16 protein-coding genes are annotated in these 19788 nt (G+C 71.8%); 9 read left to right on the forward strand and 7 right to left on the reverse strand.

What is annotated here, in order from left to right:
* The first annotated feature begins 127 nt into the window (after positions 1-127).
* The gene (locus tag JOL79_RS22560) at positions 128-358 is read left to right on the forward strand and encodes a DUF7455 domain-containing protein (protein ID WP_210157875.1); all 231 of its coding nucleotides are present in this window, start codon (positions 128-130) and stop codon (positions 356-358) included.
* Between the two features lie 154 nt (positions 359-512).
* Positions 513-1256 carry a YaaA family protein gene (locus tag JOL79_RS22565; protein ID WP_210157876.1) on the forward strand — a complete coding sequence of 248 codons (744 nt, stop codon included), beginning with the start codon at positions 513-515 and terminating at the stop codon, positions 1254-1256.
* A gap of 70 nt (positions 1257-1326) precedes the next feature.
* Here JOL79_RS22565 and JOL79_RS22570 read toward each other — a convergent pair whose 3' ends face one another.
* From JOL79_RS22570 to JOL79_RS22585, 4 genes are all read right to left on the reverse strand, one after another.
* Positions 1327-2256 carry a hypothetical protein gene (locus tag JOL79_RS22570; protein ID WP_230985276.1) on the reverse strand — a complete coding sequence of 310 codons (930 nt, stop codon included), beginning with the start codon at positions 2254-2256 and terminating at the stop codon, positions 1327-1329.
* Between the two features lie 169 nt (positions 2257-2425).
* On the reverse strand, positions 2426-4117 hold the full coding sequence (locus JOL79_RS22575) for an RNA polymerase sigma factor (RefSeq protein WP_210157878.1): 1692 nt from the start codon (positions 4115-4117) through the stop codon (positions 2426-2428).
* Between the two features lie 220 nt (positions 4118-4337).
* Positions 4338-6419, reverse strand: coding sequence for a SpoIIE family protein phosphatase (locus tag JOL79_RS22580; protein WP_210157879.1), 2082 nt, complete (start codon positions 6417-6419; stop codon positions 4338-4340).
* A gap of 177 nt (positions 6420-6596) precedes the next feature.
* Positions 6597-7163, reverse strand: a complete 567-nt coding sequence (locus tag JOL79_RS22585) for an HhH-GPD-type base excision DNA repair protein (protein ID WP_210157880.1) — start codon at positions 7161-7163, stop codon at positions 6597-6599.
* A gap of 99 nt (positions 7164-7262) precedes the next feature.
* Here JOL79_RS22585 and JOL79_RS22590 point away from each other — a divergent pair, with 99 nt between their 5' ends.
* The 5 genes from JOL79_RS22590 to JOL79_RS22610 all read left to right on the forward strand — a co-directional run bounded on the left by JOL79_RS22590 (position 7263) and on the right by JOL79_RS22610 (position 11577).
* Positions 7263-7517: a hypothetical protein gene (locus tag JOL79_RS22590; protein ID WP_210157881.1), complete on the forward strand. Its 255-nt coding sequence runs from the start codon at positions 7263-7265 to the stop codon at positions 7515-7517.
* Between the two features lie 171 nt (positions 7518-7688).
* On the forward strand, positions 7689-9191 hold the full coding sequence (locus tag JOL79_RS22595; RefSeq protein ID WP_210157993.1) for a hypothetical protein: 1503 nt from the start codon (positions 7689-7691) through the stop codon (positions 9189-9191).
* A gap of 61 nt (positions 9192-9252) precedes the next feature.
* On the forward strand, positions 9253-10026 hold the full coding sequence (locus JOL79_RS22600; RefSeq protein ID WP_210157882.1) for a LamB/YcsF family protein: 774 nt from the start codon (positions 9253-9255) through the stop codon (positions 10024-10026).
* A gap of 43 nt (positions 10027-10069) precedes the next feature.
* Positions 10070-10696, forward strand: a complete 627-nt coding sequence (locus JOL79_RS22605; protein ID WP_210157883.1) for a 5-oxoprolinase subunit B family protein — start codon at positions 10070-10072, stop codon at positions 10694-10696.
* Positions 10693-11577, forward strand: coding sequence for a 5-oxoprolinase subunit C family protein (locus tag JOL79_RS22610; RefSeq protein ID WP_210157884.1), 885 nt, complete (start codon positions 10693-10695; stop codon positions 11575-11577). Before JOL79_RS22605 ends, JOL79_RS22610 begins: the two co-directional genes overlap by 4 nt.
* On the opposite strand, the gene JOL79_RS22615 is transcribed toward JOL79_RS22610, so the two are convergent.
* Together JOL79_RS22615 and JOL79_RS22620 are read right to left on the reverse strand one after the other, a co-directional pair.
* Positions 11538-13238 (reverse strand): ABC transporter family substrate-binding protein, encoded by a 1701-nt coding sequence (locus JOL79_RS22615; RefSeq protein ID WP_210157885.1) that lies wholly within the window; start codon positions 13236-13238, stop codon positions 11538-11540. The two genes, JOL79_RS22610 and JOL79_RS22615, sit on opposite strands and share 40 nt — an antisense overlap.
* Before the next feature lie 107 nt (positions 13239-13345).
* The gene (locus JOL79_RS22620) at positions 13346-15697 is read right to left on the reverse strand and encodes an AAA family ATPase (protein ID WP_210157886.1); all 2352 of its coding nucleotides are present in this window, start codon (positions 15695-15697) and stop codon (positions 13346-13348) included.
* A gap of 213 nt (positions 15698-15910) precedes the next feature.
* Between JOL79_RS22620 and JOL79_RS22625 the strand changes: the two genes are divergently transcribed.
* Positions 15911-17500, forward strand: a complete 1590-nt coding sequence (locus JOL79_RS22625; RefSeq protein WP_210157887.1) for an MFS transporter — start codon at positions 15911-15913, stop codon at positions 17498-17500.
* A gap of 79 nt (positions 17501-17579) precedes the next feature.
* Positions 17580-18299, forward strand: a complete 720-nt coding sequence (locus tag JOL79_RS22630) for a DoxX family protein (protein WP_210157888.1) — start codon at positions 17580-17582, stop codon at positions 18297-18299.
* Here JOL79_RS22630 and JOL79_RS22635 read toward each other — a convergent pair.
* On the reverse strand, positions 18226-19650 hold the full coding sequence (locus tag JOL79_RS22635) for a sensor histidine kinase (protein WP_210157889.1): 1425 nt from the start codon (positions 19648-19650) through the stop codon (positions 18226-18228). The two genes, JOL79_RS22630 and JOL79_RS22635, sit on opposite strands and share 74 nt — an antisense overlap.
* Between the last annotated feature and the right edge of the window lie 138 nt (positions 19651-19788).

A 19788-nucleotide genomic window follows, 5' to 3' on the forward strand; every position in this document is an offset into this window, starting at 1 on the left:
CCCCCCGGGTCATTCCGCTCTCGGCGTACTCCCGCCATGGTTGGGAAGGTCGCCATCCGGTTAGATGTTGTCCCAAGTGACTGCGCCAACGTCCCCACAATCCGTGGGGCGACCCGAAAGGCGATACGTGACTGGAGCTCTCGCCCCCATCAAGCCGCTGACGGCCCTGGACCGGTGCGACCGGTGCGGTGCTCAGGCCTACATCCGCGCGACCCTGCCCGTGGGTGGGGAGTTGCTGTTCTGCGCCCACCACGGGCGTCAGCACGTGACTGTGCTGCGCGACAAAGGTGCTGAGATCCAGGACGAGTCGGCCCGACTCAGTGAATCCCCCGCGTCCGCCCCTGAGGACGAACGCTGACCATAGGACGGCGTGCCGGGTGAGCGATCACCTCGGCGCGCCGTCGTCATACCTCACGTCCCCCGCGCGACGGCCACTCTGGGCGGTGCGGGCGGGACGCGATGTCGCGCCCCGTCCCGGCGGCCCGGTCTGATGCCCCGCTACGCTCTCTGACGTGCTCATCCTGCTGCCGCCGTCCGAGGGGAAGGCCGAACGGGGAACCTCCCGGGTCCGCCGGCTCAGCTTTCCGGAGCTGAACTCCAACCGGGACAAGGTCCTCGACGCGCTCGTGGCGCTCTGCCACACCTCCGAAGCCCGGGGCGTGCTCGGGCTGACGGAGGGCCAGGCCGAGGAGATCGAGCGCAACCGCGGCCTGCTCACCGCGCGCACGCTGCCTGCTGCGCGGCTCTATACCGGCGTCCTGTACGACAACCTTGGCCTGGGCACCTTGGCCCCCGAGGCCCGGCGGAGAGCCGACCGTCGGCTGGTGATCTTCTCGGGACTGTGGGGGCTGCTGCGGCCCGCCGACCGCGTGCCGCCGTACCGGCTCTCGATGGGCGTACGGCTGCCGCCCATGGGCGGCCTGGCCGCGTTCTGGCGCCCCTCGATCGCCGCCGTCCTCGATCAGTCGAAGGGGCTGGTGGTGGATCTGCGCTCGGCCACCTACGCCGCCGCGTGGCAGCCGGGCGAGCGGTCCGTGAGCGTACGGGTGCTGCGCGAGTCCGGCGGGACCCGGACCGTGGTCAGCCACATGGCGAAGGCGACCCGGGGCGCGGTGGCCCGCTCTCTCGTCGAGAGCCCGGAAAGACCGGAGACACCGCGGGATCTCGCGGCCGTGCTGACCGATCTGGGGCACCGGGTGGAGCTGACCGGCCGGCGAGGCCGTCCGTGGACACTCGACGTGATCGTGACCGCCTGACCCGCGGAGATCCGGAAGACGGAGACGAAGGCACAAACCCTGAAGGACCGCCACAGCCAGATCGGCCGCCTCAGCCCGCGGCGAGCTTGAGACGGGAACAGGCCCGCCGGTAGTGCTGGCCGGGATCGCCCAGATGCGACCAGGGCAGCCGGCTGAAACGGCCCTCCGTCCTGGCCAGATGGCCGCGCGCCGGCCGGCGGAGGTCGGCCAGGTAGAAGGCCGCGCCGAACGCGTTGTGCGCCTCGATCGACCGGGGATGGGCCGCGCCCGCTCCTCGGTCGGACCACCTCCCGGCGGCGGCGACGATCTCCCGCTGCGCGTCGAAGCTGAACCAGCCGCTGCGGGACATCGGCGTCCGGCCGGCCGCGGTGTGCTCGAAGTGAGCGAGCGGCACCAGCGCGGGGATCGGGCTGCCCTCGGGGGCGCGGGAGGCGAGGGCTCGGACGAAGGCGAGCATCTCGTGCGCGGTGCCACCCCAGTCGGGCGACAGCGTGACCATGCGGGCGTGGGCCGCCGGATAGAGCGAGGGCCAGCGGCGGGTGCATTCATACCAGACGGAGTCCTTGTCGGCCCTGGGCCGGTCGAGCCCGAGAGCCAGCCACATCATGCACTCCCACGGCACCGGGTCGCCCGGCGCGAGGGCCGCGGCGGTCAGCAGCGGCTGCCGGGCGCGGTCCATGGCGGCGTGGAAGATCTGTAATCGGTCGGCCTGGACCGCCCTCGCCCGGATGTCGGGCTTCAACTGCCAGGCCTCCTCCAGCCGGGCCCGGCCCAGCCACAGCCACAGGTCTGGATTGTGCTGGTCGGCGACGACGAGGGCCTCCACGGAGCGACTGTCTCCGAGGACGGCGCGTGCCAGCGCCTCCACCCGCAGCGACCGGCGTTCCGGATCGCTCCTGCTCGCCGCCAGCGCGGTCGCTCCCGCGACCAGGTCACCCCGGCAGGCGGCGTCGACCGCCTGGTCGAGGATGACGTCCGCCCAAGGGCGGTCTGGGATCATTCGTGGCCCCCGAGCGCGCGCCCGATCCACTTCGATCACTCCCATGAGGCGGGAGCCTAGGAGTGTCGAGGTTCGTGGCGCGCTACCACGAAGTTACAGCCTTGTTAAGTGTGCGCCCTAGATCACGCCGCGTGGGGCCCTTCCCGCCCCCCGCGGCGTCCGTTCCGCCTCAGTCGAGGTAGTCGCGCAGCACCTGCGAACGAGACGGGTGACGGAGCTTCGACATGGTCTTCGACTCGATCTGGCGGATCCGTTCCCGGGTCACGCCGTAGACCTTGCCGATCTCGTCGAGCGTCTTCGGCTGGCCGTCGGTCAGGCCGAAGCGCATCGACACCACGCCCGCCTCCCGCTCCGACAGGGTGTCGAGCACGGAGTGCAGCTGCTCCTGCAGCAGCGTGAAGCTGACGGCGTCGGCCGGGACGATGGCCTCGGAGTCCTCGATGAGGTCACCGAACTCGCTGTCACCCTCCTCGCCGAGCGGAGTGTGGAGGGAGATCGGCTCGCGGCCGTACTTCTGGACCTCGATCACCTTCTCAGGCGTCATGTCCAGCTCGCGGGCCAGCTCCTCCGGCGTGGGCTCCCGGCCGAGATCCTGCAGCATCTGCCGCTGGACCCGGGCCAGCTTGTTGATCACTTCGACCATGTGGACCGGGATGCGGATGGTCCGCGCCTGGTCGGCCATGGCCCGGGTGATCGCCTGCCGGATCCACCAGGTGGCGTACGTGGAGAACTTGTAGCCCTTGGTGTAGTCGAACTTCTCCACCGCCCGGATGAGACCCAGGTTGCCCTCCTGGATCAGGTCCAGGAACAGCATCCCGCGGCCGGTGTAACGCTTGGCCAGCGACACGACCAGCCGGAGGTTGGCCTCAAGCAGGTGGTTCTTGGCGCGGCGGCCGTCCTCGGCGATCCACTCCAGCTCGGCGCGGACGTCGACCGGGAGGCTCTCGCCGTCGCTGGCGAGTTGCTCCTCGGCGAACAGCCCGGCCTCGATCCGCTTGGCCAGCTCGACCTCCTGCTCGGCGTTGAGCAGGGGGACCTTGCCGATCTGCTTGAGGTAGTCCTTGACCGGGTCGGCGGTGGCGCCGGCCGCCGCGACCTGGGCCACGGGAGCGTCGTCATCGTCGTCGGTGAGGATCAGCACCTCGTCCTCGGACTGGACGACGGCCTCACCCTTGGGCTCCTCGCCCTCGGCTTCGCCCTCGGTCTCCGCGTCGGCCTCGGTCTCGGTCTCCGCCTCGGCCTCGATCTCGACGTCCTCGACCTCGATGTCGAAGTCCTCGATGTCGACCTCACCGTCGAGGTCGATGTCCTCCTCGTCGTCGACGACGTCGGACTTGGGCTTCGGGTCGGCCTTGGGGGCCTTGAGCTCCGGACCGTTCGCCGGAGCGGCCGGCTTGTCTCCGGCGGGCACGGCCTTCTTCGCCGGGGCGGGCTTGGCCGCCGGCTTGGAGGCCGGACCCGGCTTCGCCGCTGCGGGCTTGGCCGGGGCCTTCTTCGCCGCGGGTTTGGCAGGAGGCGCCGAGTCCGTCACCACTGCGGTGACGGTCTCCGGCTGAGTCTCCTTGGCCGCGGCGGATTTGGTTGACTTCTTGACGGGCGCGGTGGTGCGGCGCTTGGCTTGACCTCGTGACCGCTTGGGCGCCGCGGAGTCCGCCGCGGTGACCACGACGGTCACGCCCTCCTTGCTGAGGCTGCGCAGGAATCCAGCGGCGTGCGACAACGGGATGTCCGCTTCCTCGAAGGCTTTGCGGACATCCTCGGACTCGAGGAAACCCTGCGAGCGCCCGCGCTCGAGGAGCTGCTGGATCACTGGCTCGTTCAGCTCCGACGGCTTCGAGCGAGTCGAACTTGCAGGCGACACGAACACCTCTCGAACGAACGCATGGCGAGAATGGACCCAGGTGTGCTTCTTCTTTTCCGGTGGTGAGGTCGCGCGGACCGCGACATGCCATTGTGGCACGCCACGGCACGTGATTCGGCCGCGTCCCGCCGGTTGTTCCTCCACCCTAGGCCGACCGAGACACTAGTGCGTACGGAAGAGGGTCACCGATACCCGAAAGCAACCGTTATGACTGTTTCATTCAGTCACTCTTCGTGGTGGGTGGCACGTGCACCGCCAGGACCGTTACGTCATCATCCTGCTCATACCCAGACAACATCCGCTCCACCAGGAAATCAAGCAGCATATGCGGGCTGCTTACAACTTCCGGGGGAGCCTCGGCCACAACGGACGAAAGCTCCCGAAGCCCGGCGTCCAGGCCCCGCTTCCGGTTCTCCACCAGGCCGTCCGAGTAGAGCACCGCGGTGTGCCCCGGCGGCACGCAGAACCGGAACTGCTTGCGGCTGGTCGCCCAGCCGAGCGGCGTGCCCGGCTCCGTCTCGTGGAGCAGGCCGACTCCCTGCGGGGAGACCAGCAGCGGTGGCGGGTGCCCGGCCAGCGCGAGCGTCCCCTCGCCGGTCGCGGGCTCGACGACCATGTACGCCAGGGTCGTGACCTGCTCTTCCTCCTCGGTCGCCTCGAACACCCGGTCGAGGCCGGTCAGGACCGCCGCGGGCGGCGGGTTGGTCAGCGCGAGAGCGCGCATCGCGTTGCGGATGCGGCCCATCCCCGCCGCCGCCTTGACGCCCTTGCCCATGACGTCGCCGACCACGGCCGCGACCCGGCCGTCCTGCAGCACGAACGCGTCGTACCAGTCGCCGCCGACCTGGACGTGGCGTGAGCCCGAGCGGAACCGCTGGGCCAGCACCAGTCCGCGGACCACCGGGAGCCGGTCGGGCAGCAGGCTGCGCTGCAGGGTCTCGGCGGTGCGGTGCTCGCGCTCGAACAGGGTGGCCCGCTCCACAGCGAGCGCGCACTGGCCGGCCAGGGCCTCCAGGAAGACGCCGTCCTCCTGGGAGATCTTCTGCGGGCGGGTGAAGGAGAACCTGAGCGCGCCGAGGGCGCGGCCGGCCGCGAGGAGCGGCAGCCCGACCCAGGCCCGCTCGTCGGTGCGCGCGAGGAACTCGTTGATCTGCTCCTCTTCGGCCCCGGCGTCCATGAGCTGGTTGCGCAGGACGTCGGTCGAGCCCGCGAAGACCGGTCGCCGGCTGTTCACCGCGAGGGTCATCACGTTGGAGTGGGTCAGCTCGATGTCGTCGCCGGGCGCGTCGGGGATGCCGCCGCTGTTGATGACCTTCAGGTTGCCCCGGTCGGGGTCGAGCAGGGCCACCGCGGAGTGGTCGGCCGCCAGGGCGGTGCGGCCGACGTCGATGATGACCTGCACCACCTGCTCGACCGTGAGCGCCTCGGCCAGTATCGCCGTCGCGCCCTGGAGACGCGCCGTGCGCAGGGCGGCGGCGCCGAGCTGGTCGGTCAGCCGGCCGCGCATCTCCTCGGCCTCGCGCTGCGGGGTGACGTCGGTGTTGGCGCCGACCCACTCCACCACGCGGCCGTGCCGGATGATCGGGACGGCCCGCACCTCGAAGTGCCGGTAGCCGCTGGCCCGGGTGCGCACCCGGTAGCTCCACTCGAACATGGTCCGCCCGCGCAGCGCCTCACGCCACGCCTCCTCCGCCCCGGGACGGTCGTCGGGGTGGACGGCGTCGAGCCAGCCGTGGGCGAGGTACTCCTCCAGCCCCTGACCGGTGATCGCACGCCACTGCGGGGCGTCCTCCAGCACGGTGCCCGTGGGCGAGGTGATCCAGACGAGCTGCTGCTGCGACTCGACGAGTGAGCGGTAGCGCTCCTCGCTGCGCTGGAGGTCGTCCTCGCCGTTCTGACGCTCGGTCAGGTCGACGCCGAACATCGCGGCCCCGAGCGGGCCTTCCTGGCCGTGGATCGGGAAGAACGACACGACCCAGTGGCGCGTGTCGCCGTTCTCGGCGCGGATCCGGACCCGCTGGTCGGTGACCGGCAGCCCCTCGTCGGTGACGCGCCGCAGCGCCGAATCGATGATCGTGGTCAGGTCGGCGGACAGGATCTGGGCGGGCAGCCGCTCGATGTGGCGCTCGACGGGATGGCCCGTCAGCTCGGTGAACGTGGAGTTGACCCGGACGAACCGGCCGTCCGGATCGAAAAATGCGAAGGCGAAAGGAGCCTCCGACATCAAGCCTCTGAAGAGGTCGGAGTCTGAGATGTCCAAACCGGACTCCCGGGGCCGGGGCACGGAGGTTTCGGCGCTCATGGTCGGCACCTCCGTCGCGTGCCAGGGTCTCCCACGAGGCACATCTCCATAACTGTGATTGGTAGCGCAGATCTGCCCTACATCATGGGTGATCGGCATGCGCGGACGGAAGCCCCGCCCGGCATGCGGTCAACGCATCCTGTCAAAAGACCGGCGCCTCGCGCAGGAAGATCCGGCCTACTTCTTGGCCGCCCGCTTCGCCTCCTGCTTGGTCGCGCGGACCAGCTCCAGGCTGGCGGAGTCCACGACGTCGGCCACCGACCGGTGCACTCCCTCCTCGCCGTACGGCCCCGCCGCCTCGCGCCATCCCTGCGGTCGGACGCCGGCCTGCTTGCCGAGCAGAGCGAGGAAGATCTGCGCCTTCTGCGTGCCGAAGCCGGGCAACCCCACCAGCCGGCGCAGCAGCTCGGCACCGTCGCCGACATCTTCCCACACCTTCTCCGCCGAGCCGCCGTAATGTTCGACGAGGTAGGCCGCGAGCCGCTGGATGCGGGCCGCCATCGCTCCCGGGAACCTGTGCACGGCGGGCTTCGCCGACAGAAGGGCCGCGAACTCGGCAGGATCATAGGAGGCGATCTCGTGCGCGTCCAGGTCGTGGCCGAGCCTGGCCGCGATGGTGAACGGCCCCGCGAAGGCCCGTTCCAGCGGAATCTGCTGGTCGAGCAGCATGCCCATCATCAGGGCGAGCGGACTGCGGCCGAGCAGTTCGTCGGCCTCCGGTCGCTGGGCGAGCTGGATGTGCATGTGCACCAGCTTGGCATGCGGGCCCCTGGAGGGTTGACAGTCCGGCGGAAAGATGTGGAATAAGGGGCGGCAGGTCCCCATTCAGCGAGGAATGCGTCCATGCCCGTACTCGCACCGCGCATCAGTGGCGGCCCCTCACCGGAGCCGGAGCTACGTGAACTGGTGGAACTCGTGACGGCCCGGCTGGCCGCGGAGTTCCTGTCCGTCCCCCTCATCGTCGTCGACCGCTGTGTGTCGGACGCCTGGGTGTGCGGGGCGCACCTCGGGCTCACCGTCACACCTGAGATCGCCGAGCGGCTCGCCCGCGAACGTCTGCTCGGCGTGGTCAACTCGGCGCCGCCGTCCCGCGTGTGAGATCGTCGGTCCCGCACATAACGGGGAAGTCACCGGCCCGCGTTCCCGATGTTGTTCGCGTCGGGAATGCGAGAAGGTGGTGACTGTGAGCGAGCGAAGCGAGATCACGTGAGCCGTCGGCACCGGCGAGCGCCCAGGGGCACCAGGCCGCCCGACGACGTGTTCGCGGAGATGCTGCTGGCGGCCCGTGAGCTGCTGGCCGTACGCAGTCCGCTCGACGCCGAGCTCATGGTGTCGGACATGCTCGGCGCCTGGTGGGGCAGGCGCCCGCACGGCGGAGACGTCGAGCAGATCCTCGGCGAGGGGCTGGTCGACTACGCGGCCAAGGCGGGCACCCCGGCCGCGCTGACCCTGCTGATCTCGATCGCCTACCTCGGCACGGCCCGGCAGGCCGCCAAGGCCGAGGGCGCCGCGCTGGCGCTCATGGAGTCCGACGTGGCCAGGCCCGGGTGGGCCGACCGCGTCGGCGCGGTGAAGCCCGCCGGCTGCTACGTCTCCCGTGACGTGTACGGCGACCAGGACACGGTCCTCTGCACGTTCGCCTACAACGGTGAGGACACCCACGCCCTGGTGGTCGTCGTCGACTACAACATGGGCGGCATGGCGCGGGACGCCTGGGTGTCGTCCCAGGTGGACAAGCTGCTCGACCAGGCGAGGCTGGAGGCCGCGGGCAACCGCCTGCTGCGCTTCGAGGAGATCGAGCCGCAGCAGGCGAGGGCGCTGCTCGAGTTCGCGATGAAGGTGACCCAGGCCGCCACGCGCCGCCGCAAGGGTCCCCGGCTCGTGAGCGACGGCTACAGCGCCTATCACGCCTTCGCCCGCGCGAGGCTCAAGGCGCTCCCGCCCGGGCGGATGCGCCCCGCGCCCGCGCACACCGAGGCGCCCTACAGCCGGGACCGCCGGGCGATGCTGGCCGCCGAGTTCCTGGCCTCGGACGCGGCGGAGAACCTGTCCGATCCGTCCGCGGCCTCGCGCTGCGCCGACCACATCATCGACTACGGCTGCGACCAGGACTTCGGGCGGCCGATGCGGGTCAGCCCGACGAAGTGCGAGACCTTCCTGCTCGACTGGCTGCCCCGCAAGGTCCTGCTGTCGCCCGCCGATCAGGACGCCATGCCCCACGTGCTGTCGGCGTGGGTACGGTTCGCGGGGCCCCGGATCGGGCTGCCCGAGGAGGGCGTCCGGGCGACCCTCGACGCGGTGTGGGAGGCGACGGCCGGCTTCACCAAGGCCTACCGGGATCCGGCGACGTTCGGCCTGGACCGCTCCCTCGTGCGGCGGCTGCTCCCCGACGGCGACCTGTCCGCGCTGGCCCGGCGGGCGTTCGCCTTCCCCTTCCTGCAGGGCATGGCCGGCGCGACCAACCTCGACCTGCTGAACCCCGCCGACGACGCCGACCGGCGGATCCTGCTGGAGATCGACCACGCGGACGAGCTGGGCCGGCCGGACCTGGAGGAACATCTGGCCTGGCACGAGGAGATCGCCGGCCGCCTGTGGGCCGGCGACCCCCCGCAGCTGTGGGAGGCGGCCGAACGGCTGATCGATCTCGGCCACGACCGGCACGACGTGCTGCACGTGCTGATCGAGATCGCCGAGCGGATCGGCGACCATCCCGACGAACTGGCCGCCGCGCTCGACGACATCGCCGACATTCCCGATGAGCCCGCCGGCTGAACGTGCGGCAGTATTGAGGTGACCGCGGCCGCGCGAGCGAGGCGACCGCAGAGGAGAGACCTTGGTCATCGATCTGAACGCGGATCTGGGTGAGGGCTTCGGGATCTGGCGGCTCGGCGACGACACCGCGCTGCTCGACCTGGTGACCAGCGCCAACGTGGCCTGCGGCTTCCACGCGGGCGACCCGCTCATCATCCGGCGCACGTGCGCGGCGGCGGTCGACCGCGGCGTGGTGATCGGCGCCCAGGTGTCCTATCTCGACCTGGCCGGGTTCGGCCGGCGCGAGATGGAGATCGACGCGGAGGAGCTCTGCTCCGACATCCTCTACCAGATCGCGGCCGTGGACGGCGTGGCGCGGGCGATGGGCGGACGGGTCGCGTACGTGAAGCCGCACGGAGCGCTCTACAACCGGGTGTGCCGCGACGCGGCCCAGGCGGAGGCGGTGGCCGCGGCCGTGGCCGACTACGCGCCGGTGTCGGGCGGCGGGACGCCCCTGCCGGTGCTCACGCTGCCCGGGTCGGCCCTGCGGGACGCCGCGGCGCGGCACGGCGTTCCGGTGGTGGCCGAGTGCTTCGCCGACCGCGCGTACACGCCGGCGGGGGCGCTGGTGTCGCGGCGGCAGCCGGGGGCGGTGCTCCACGATCCCGACGTGGTGGCGGAGCGCGCGGTGCGGATGGCGCGGGACGGCGTCGTGATCGCCTTGGACGGCTCCGAGGTACCGGTGGGGGCCCGGTCGGTGTGCGTCCACGGGGACACCCCGGACGCCGTGCGGATCGCGGCGGCGGTACGCAAGGCGCTGATCGACGCCGGCGTCGCCGTGGAGGCGTTCGCGTGACGGCCGGTGAGAGGGACCGGGAGACGGACGGGGAGAGGGCCGTATGACGGCGCGGCGGCCCTCCGTCCTGAACGCGGGAGAGCACGCGCTGCTGGTGGAGACCGGCTCCCTGGACGCCTCTCACCGGCTGCACGCGCTGCTGCTGGCCGACCGGCCGGACGGAGTGGAGGACGTCGTCCCCGGCCCGCGGACGGTCCTGGTGGTCGCGCCGGGCGTGGACCGGTCGCGTCTGTCGGCGCGCCTGGCCGCCCTGCTGGAGGCGGCGGCGACGACCCGGCCCCCGGCGGGGGCGGACGGCGTCGTGGAGATCCCCGTCACTTACGACGGCGACGACCTGGCGGCGGTGGCGGAGCTGACCGGCCTGTCGGTCGACGAGGTGGTCGCCCGGCACACCGGCTCCGACCTCGTCGTGGGGTGGCTGGGCTTCGCCCCGGGGTTCGCCTACCTCGTCGGGCTGGATCCGGCGCTGCACGTGCCCCGGCTCGACGTCCCGCGCACCTCGTTGCCGCCGGGGTCGGTGGCCGTCGCGGGCCCGTACTCGGCGATCTACCCGTCCGCGTCGCCGGGCGGGTGGCGGTTGCTCGGCCGTACGGACACGCGGGTGTGGGACGCCGCCGCCGATCCCCCGGCGCTGCTGCCGCCAGGGACGAGGGTCAGGTTCCGGGCGTGATCGAGGTGCTGGCGCCGGGGCCGTACGCCACGATCCAGGACCTCGGGCGGCCGGGGTTCGCCCATCTCGGGGTGCCGCGTTCCGGCGCGGCGGACGCCCCCAGCCTCCGGCTGGCCAACCGCCTGGTGGGCAATCGCGACGACGCGGCGGGCGTGGAGCTCACGTTCGGCGGCGCGGCGCTGCGCTTCCGCGGGGGCGGCTGGGTGGCGCTGACGGGCGCGCCGTGCCCGGTCGAGGTGAGCGGGCGGCCCGCCGGGATGGACGCCCCCGTGTGGGTTCCGCCGGAGGCGGTGCTCCGGGTGGGGACGCCACGCGAGGGCCTGCGCACCTACGTGGCGGTCCGCGGCGGTGTCCGGGTGGAACGGGTGCTGGGCAGCAGGTCGACCGACTCGCTGTCGGGGCTCGGCCCGCCCCGGCTGGAGGCCGGCACCGTGCTGCCGGTGGGAACGGCCGCGCCCGCCGCCATCCGGGTGGACCACGTCCCGCGGCGGCGGCCGCCCCGGCCGCCCGTGGTGCGCGTCCTGCCCGGCCCGCGCGACGACTGGTTCGTGCGGGAGGCGCTGGAGATCCTCTGCGCCGGGCCGTACGAGGTCACCCCGGCGAGCAACCGGATCGGCGCGCGGCTGCGCGGGGCGCCGCTGGCGCGGCGTGTCGGCGGCGAACTGCCGAGCGAGGGCATGCCGCTCGGCGCGGTGCAGGTGCCGCCCGAGGGCCAGCCGATCGTGTTCCTGGCCGACCACCCGCCCACGGGCGGCTACCCGGTGATCGCGGTGGTCGCCGCGGCCGACGTTCCCGTCGTGGCCCAGACGCGGCCGGGCGACCTGCTCGGATTCCGGCTGGTTCAGGCGGCGAACCCGATGTCCTCGTACTTCAGGTCGTAGAAGCCGTTGGCGCCGACGTTGGCGAGCGTGGAGCGCACGGCGACGGTCTGCGGGCACTGGTAGAGCGGCAGCACGCCGGTCTTCTCCCACAGCAACCGGTCGGCGGCGTTGACGAGGTCGGAGACCTGCGCGAGGTCGAGCGAACTGCCCGCCCGGTACATGGCCTGGTCGATCTGCTTGCTGCCGAGGCGTCCGAGGTTGGAATACCACCGCATGTCGTCGCCCTTGGTGTTCTCCCCGTTGACGTAGACGTCGAAGGCGTTCGACACCGGGTAGGGCCCGCTCGGGTAGGCGAAGGCGGTCATGTCGAAGTCGCCGGCGAGGAGGTACTTGCTGAAGAAGTCGTCGAACGGCACGGCCTTGACGTCGACGCGGATGCCTATCTTCTGCAGCATCAGCCGGGCGACGCCGGCCTCCGTGTCGCTCGCCGCCATCCCGGACGGGATGACGAAACGCAGCGCCAGGGGCTTGCCGCCCTTCTCCCGGGTCTTGCCCGCCGTCTTCCAGCCGGCCTGGTCGAGCAACTGCCCGGCGCGGGCGGGGTTGTAGGTCCCGAGGGCGCCGGCGTTGGAGCGGTAGCCGTGCTGGCTGTTCATCAGGAAGTGGTTGTCGAGCGGGACGACCGGCCAGCCGAGGCCCTTGAGGTCCAGCCGGATCAGCGCCTGCCGGTCGAGCGCCATCGCGACCGCCTGCCTGACGCGCGGGTCGGCGAGGGCGCCGCTCTCGCCGTTCAGGGTAATCTGGCGGTATTCGGTGCCCGCGGCCTGGCGGACGACGGCGTCCCACGCGTCGCGCACGCGGTTGTAGTCGTCGGCGGACGGCCCCACGTCGAAGACGTCCACCTCGCCCTTGGTGAAGGCACGGACCATGCCGTCGGGCGGCACGGCCCGGAAGACGATCCGGTCCAGCTTGGGGCGGTTGCCCCACCAGGAGTCGTTGCGGGTCACGGTGACGCTCTTCGTCTTCCCGTCCAGCTTCTCCAGCCGGAACGGCCCCGCGGTCACCGGGATCTTGTTGACCCAGTTCGCGTTGAACGCGTCGGGCGTGCCGTTCGTGGAGGCGGGATAAAGGGGGCTGAACAGCCCCTGCCACTCGTTGTACGGCTGGGCGAGGGTGACGACCGCCTCATGGTCGGTCGCCCCACGGCCGACGCTCATGATGTTCTCGTACGCGATCGTCGCGTCGACCCGGTAGGCCCGGTCGTGGCCGCTCAGGGCCTTCCACTGGGCGGCGAAGTCCATCCACGTGATGGGCTTGCCGTCGGACCAGCGGGCCCGGGGGTTGATGGAGTAGGTGATCACCTGGTGCGGAGAGGTGGCGGTCACGCGGGCGTTGGTGACGTAGTCGGTGTCGATGGAGACCCGTCCCCGCTCGTCGGACCGGAAGGGGTGCGGCATGAGGGCGTCCATGACCGTCTTCACGTCGGCGACGTCACCGTCGATGTGGTTCTGGTTCCACTGCGTGGGGAAGTCGCCGAGACCCCAGTGCAGCGTGCCGCCGTCCCGCACCTTGTCCCTGGGGACCGGGTTGATGTCGTACGGGCGGACGGGCGACGCGGCCGCGGCGTCGTCGCGGCCGCCCGGGGCCGAGGAGAGACCGCAGCCGCCCGCGGCCCACACGGCGATCAGGGCGGCCAGGGCAATCGGCCATCGTGCTCTCACGTGCTTCTCCGATCCGGCGCGACTACTCTTCGCGTTCGATTAGTAGCATGACGTGATCGGAGCGGCCATCGGGACACGCTCGCGGAGATGGTGGTATCAGGTCAACGTCAGGACAATTCGTCCACTGCTGTGCGGACGTCCTCACTGGTGATCGTGGTCAGTTCGACGGCGTTCGCCGTGCCCTGGGCGGCGAGACGGACGTCGCGGCGCAGCGCCGCCCTTTCGTACAGGGAGCGGGCGAAGCGGCCGTTGCCCAGCCCGTCGATCAGGCCCTCCCGGCAGACCCAGTCGAACACGTCGGCCAGGTCGCGCGACGCGGAGGCGTCGAACCGGTCGCCGCCGCCCGCCGCGAGCAGGCGGGCGATGCCGGCCAGCTCGACCGGCGTGTACGAGGGGAAGGCCACCCTCTGGTTGAAGCGCGAGGCCAGCCCCGGGTTGGTGGCCAGGAACGCGTCCATCTCGCCCTCGTAGCCGGCCAGGATGATCACCAGGCGGTCGCGGTCGTCCTCGGCCCGCTTGAGCAGCGTCTGCACCGCCTCGGCGCCGAACGCGTCGCCGCCGGAGTAGCCGGAGTTGACCAGGCTGTAGGCCTCGTCGACGAAGAGCACGCCGCCGAGCGCCCGGTCGACCAGTTCGTTCGTCTTGATCGCGGTGGCGCCGAGATGCTGGCCGACGAGGTCGGCGCGGGACGCCTCGACGACGTCGGGGCGCGCCAGCAGCCCGAGCGCGGAGAAGATCCGGCCGAGGATCCGGGCGACCGTCGTCTTGCCGGTGCCGGGCGGGCCGACGAACACGAAGTGCCGCATCTGGGACTGCACGGGGAGCCCCTGCTCCTGCCGCATCCGGGCGACCTTGAGCTGGGCCGCGATCGCGTGGACCTGCCGCTTGACCGGTTCGAGGCCCGCCATGCGGTCGAGATCGGCCAGCGCCTCGTCGAGCGTCGGCGTCTCCTGGTAGCCGCGGAACCTCGCGGTGATCTCGTTGAACGCCTTGAGCACGTCCTCCGGGGTGACCGTCACCAGGTCGGCGCCTGTCGGCGCGCCGCCCGCGCTGACCACCCGGACGTCCCTGGCCTGCGCCGCCGCCTCGGCGAGGCTGCGGGCGAACCGCGCGTTGCCCAGCTCGTCGACGAGCCCGCGGCGCCGGACGTCCTCGTACAGGCCGCGCAGCACGGGACGTGCGTCGGCGGCGAGCCGGTCTCCCCGCCGCTCCTGCAGGGCCTCGGTGATCTCCAGCAGCTCGGCCGCGCTGTAACTCGGGAAGCGGACCCTGCTGGCGAACCGGCTCGACAGACCGGGGTTGGACGACAGGAAGACGCCCATCTCGCGCTCGTATCCGGCGAGGATGATGATCAGCCGGTCGCGGTCGTCCTCGGCCCGCTTCAGCAGCGTCTGCACCGCCTCGGCGCCGAACCGGTCGGGCTGGCCCTCACCGGAGTTGATCAGACCGTACGCCTCGTCGACGAACAGCACGCCGCCGAGCGCCCGGTCGATCAGCTCGTTCGTCTTGATCGCCGTGGCCCCCAGATATTCGCCCACGAGGTCGGCCCGCTGCGCCTCCACCACGAACGGCGTCTCCAGCAGCCCGAACGCGTAGAAGATCTTGGCCAGGCTCCGCGCGACGCTCGTCTTGCCGGTGCCGGGCGGGCCGACGAAGACGAAATGCCGCATGGGCGGCTCGTTGGCGAAGCCGGCCTCCTTACGCAGCCGGGCCGCCTCGATGGAGGCCGCGATGGCCCGCACCTGCTCCTTGACCGGCTCCAGACCGATCATCGACTCCAGCTCGCCGAGCGCCTCTTCGACGGTGATGGGCGCGGGCGTGCCCGCCTCGCCGCCGGGCTGCCGGTGGCCGCCCGCTCTCGCCCGCTCCTGGACCTGCGTCTCCGCGGCGGCCGGCTCCCTCCCGGCCGCCTCCAGCCGGACGCGCCGGGCCAGCACGAAGCGGAACGCGAGCACCGCGGCGGCGACGCCGTACGCGGTCCAGACGGAGGCCGGCTCCGACGCCCACGACAGCGCCACGGCAACCACCCCGGCCGGGACGAGGGCCGTCAGCGTGGTCAGCCACGGGGGCACCCAGCGGATCAGGTGCGCCGCGCCGGCGACCAGGACGCCGAGGGCCATGAGCAGGCTCGGCGCGGCGGACTCGCCGCCGAACGCCCACCGGAAGACCGGCAGCAGGACCGCCCATCCGGCGAGCACCAGCACCGTCGCCGCGGCCCTGGGGTAGCTCAGCGCGAGCGCCGCGAACGCCAGGACGACGACCACGTAGACGAATGTGGCCGCCAGCGGCCAGTTGAGCGCGGCGGCCATTCCCATTGTGGCGACGAGCAGGACGGCGAATATCGCACGTCGCGCGAATGGAGGAAGGCGGAAATAGCGGAAACGGACCTGTTCGAACAGATCACGTGCCGCCGTCCGACGTAAAAGGCCCGCAGCCCGTGCCCTGTCGGAGTCCCGCATCAGACGCCTCCCCGCTTCGCCCCCGGTTATACCGCACCGAATGGCCGAATGGGTGGACCCGCGCGCCCGGGCCCGGAGCCGGGCCGAGGGAGGGGCGGCCGGGGGCGCTTCTGGCGATATGTTCCGCGCATCGCCGGAAGTCCTGAGAGATCCGCTTCCCATGGCCTAAGCTGCCACGCATGTCCCAGCGGGCCCCGAAGCGGTGAACGGCCTATGATCGTCACAGGGGTCGAGACCGAGTCCGGCGCCGTCCGCGCTGGAGGCGTCGTGATCGAACACCGGGCGAACCGGTGGTCTGTTCTCGTGCTGCTCTGTTTCAGTCTGCTGCTGATCGCGGTCGACGCGACCGTGCTGCACATCGCCGTCCCCGCACTCACCGCCGCGCTCGAACCCTCCGCCGTCCAGCTGCTGTGGATCATCGACGTCTACTCGCTGGTCGTGGCGCCCCTGCTGGTGACGTTCGGCACCCTGGGCGACCGGTACGGCAGGCGGCCGTTCGTGCTCGCCGGTTATGTGGTGTTCGGGCTGGCGTCGCTGGCGGCCGCGTTCGCCTGGTCCCCAGGTGTGCTGATCGCCGCACGGGCCATCCTCGGCGTGGGCGGAGCCATGATCATGCCGGCCACGCTCTCGATCATCCGCCAGGTGTTCACCGACCGGCGGGAGCGGGCCATCGCGCTCGGCGTGTGGAGCGCGGTCGCCGCGGCCGGGGCGGCCGTCGGCCCCCTCATCGGCGGCGTCCTCGTCGAGCACCTGTGGTGGGGCTCCGTCTTCCTCATCAACGTGCCGCTGCTGCTGGTCGCCCTCCCCCTCGCCGTACGGATCCTTCCCCCGTCGCCGCGCCGCACCGGCCGCCCCTGGGACGCGCCCAGCGCCGCGCTGTCGACCTTCGGCATCCTCGCCCTGGCCTTCGGGCTGAAAGAGGCGGGCTACGGCCACTCGACGGCCCGTGGGTTGTCGCTGGCGGTCTTCGCGGGCGGCCTCGCCCTGCTCGCCTGGTTCGTCCGGCGGCAGCGGCGGCTGGCGTTCCCGCTGCTCGACATCGGCCTGTTCCGGCAGCGGTGTTTCGCCACCGGCGTCGGCTGCGTCCTGACGGCGATCTTCGCGCTGGTCGGGCTCGAGCTGATGCTGGCGCAGTACCTCCAGCTCGTGCTCGGGCTAACGCCGTTGCAGGCCGCCGTCCGCATGCTTCCGTTGATGGTCGCCGCCGTCGCCGGAGGTCTCGCCGCCGCCCACCTGCTGCGACGGGTCGGGCTGCGGGCCAGCGTCGCCGGAGGTCTCGCCCTGACCGCGGTGTCCCTCACCCCCGTGCTCTCCTGGGGGGTGGAGCGGCACGGGGCCATGCTCACCGCCTGCTTCGTGGGCATCGGGTTCGGCGTCGAGGTCGCGCTGCTCGCGGCCTCGGACGCGATCATGGCGTCCGTCCCCGAGTCGCAGGCCGGCGGCGCCGCCGCCATCGAGGAGACGGCGTACGAGCTGGGCGCGGGTCTGGGCATCGCCGTGCTCGGCACGATCACGACGCTGGTCTACGCGCCCGCGCTGGCACCCGTGGCCGGCGTGCCCCACCGCCTCATGGGCGAGGCGAGACAGTCGCTGGCGTCGGCCGCCCACGTGGCCGGCGAGACCGGCGGGACGGCCGGGACCGCGCTCATGGACGCCGCCCGCGCCGCCTTCGTCTCCGCGCTCCACTCCGCCATCGTGGTCAGCGTCGTGCTGCTGTCCCTCACCGCGCTCGCGGTGGCCGTACTGATCCCCCGCCGTCCCGCGCCGCCCCCGATGGAGGAGCCCGAACGGATGCCCGCCTGACGGGCCCCGCGCATGAAGACCCCGGTTCCGGGGAGAGTGTCTGGGCAAGCGCCCCCCCCGCTACGCAGAATGAGAACCCGTGAAGAGAGCCCTGCACGATTTAGCCTCGCTGGCCGCCCGTATGGGAGTCGGCGGGATCTTCTTCGCCAACGGCTGGCACAAGCTCGAAGCTGGCCTCACCGCGACCGCCACCCAGTTCGCGGATCTCCACGCTCCGTTGCCGGATCTGTGGGCCGCCGTCACCATGCTGATCGAACTCCTCGGCGGTGTCATGCTCATCGCCGGCCTGGCCGTACCGGCGATCGGGCTGGTGCTGTTCGCCGAGGCGCTGGCGGTGTTCGTCCTCACCGCGGGCGACACCGGTCTCCCCCTCACCGGCGGCGACATCCGGCTGATCGTGGCGCTGGGGGCCGCCTCGGCGCTGCTCGCCGTGGTCGGCGCCGGACGGGTCTCCATCGACCACATGGTGGTCATCAAACGGCGCGAGGCCGAGGCCGCCGACGACTTCGCCGCCGAGAGCGAGGCCGACGCGGTGATCGCCGCGCTGCGGCCGTCCGCCGACGCCGCCACCGCCGGGTCCCCGGGCACGGGCGCCGTGACCACAGCACCGGAAACCACAGCACCCGAAGCCACAGCGCCGGAAGGCACAGCCCCCGAAACGAAAGCACCCGGGAAGAAAGCGCCCAAGACGACAGGGCCGAAGACAGGGCCCGGCGACGCCGAGCTCAGCGGGACTGACGGCGCGCCGCGAGGGCCGGCTGCCGGCCGTTCACGGACAGGCCCGACGGCGAAGCCGTGAGCGGCAGGCACAGCACGAAGCAGGCGCCCCCGGCTTGGTCGGCGGCGGTGAGTGTGCCCCCGTGGCTCTCGGCGATGAGACGGGCGATCGGCAGGCCCAGCCCCGCTCCCCCGGCGCCGCGGCTGCGCGCCGTGTCGAGCCGGGCGAACCGCTCGAACACGAACTCGCGGTCCTGGGCGGAGATCCCGGCGCCGTCGTCGAGGATCTCCACCCACGCGGCGCCGCGGGCGAACCGGTCCGCGGACCCCGGGTCCACCGGAACCGAACGGACCCGTACGGTCACGGTGGAGGACGCGTGCCGTTCGGCGTTGTCGAGCAGGTTGGCCACCAGCCGGCCGAGCTGGGCCCGGTCGCCCCGCACGATCACTCCCGGCTCCATGAACTGGACGATCTTCCGGGTGTGATGCCGGCCCTTCAGCTCGGTCGCCACGATCTCGGCCACGTCCACCGGCTCGCGGACCCCTGGTGCCCCGGCGTCCAGGCGGGTGAGCGTCTGCAGGTCGGAGGCGATCCGCTGGAGCCTGTTGATGCTCGCGAGCACCTCCCGGGCGAGCCCGCCGACGTCGACGTCCTGGGGCGCCAGCAGCGCGGCCTCCATCTGCACCCGGATGGCCGTGATGGGACTTCGGAGCTCATGAGAGGCGTCCGAGGTGAACCGGCGCTGCTGCTCCAGTGCCTCCTCCAGCCGGTCGAGCGTGTAGTTCACACTCAGAGCCAGCTCACGGAGTTCGTCCCTGGCCTCGGGGAGCGGCACGCGACGGCCGAGGTCGGTGCTGTGGATCTCGTCCAGCTCCGCTCGGATGGCGCGGACGGGCCGCAGTGAGCAGTGCACACTGCCGTACACGCCCCGGGAGACGGCGGCGGTGGCGATGATCGTCCCGCCGCCCAGGAGGGCGAGCACGGCGGGGTAGACGTAGAAGGGCAGGGCCGGCGCGGCGCTGTAGACCGTCCAGTCGCCGCCCGCCCTGGGGACCTGCCGGGCGACGACGACCGCGCACCGGTTGTGCCCGAACATGTCGTCGCACACCACACCGTCGGCGTGTGTCTTGGGGGCCTGGGGGAGGAACCGGGCCATGGGTGGCCGGCCCTGCAGCTCGCCGCTGGCCGCGACGACCTTGCCCTGCGCGTTCACCACCTGGACGGGACGGACGAGGTCGTCGGACACGGCGGGCAGCGGGTTGGACACCTCACCCCGGACCACCGCGGACGCGACGAACTCCCCGGCCACCCTCGCCTCCCGCACCAGGCTCTGCATGGTGAGCCGGTGGATCGCGAGCATGAGGACGGCCGAGAACAGGAGGCAGACCACGGCGACCGCCGTGCCGGTGAACAGTGCCAGGCGAGTTCTCACTGGCCATTGGTGGGCAATGATCATATCGGGCCCAATCCTCGAAATTTTACGATTGACCCGGTGTCCAACTTACCTGCGGCCGTTCCTGCCCCCGGTAATCCCTGTTGAAGCAAAACTGCATATCACGGCACGGCATCC

The sequence above is a fragment of the Microbispora oryzae genome (assembly GCF_017896165.1).
GTDB classification, from domain to species: domain Bacteria; phylum Actinomycetota; class Actinomycetes; order Streptosporangiales; family Streptosporangiaceae; genus Microbispora; species Microbispora oryzae.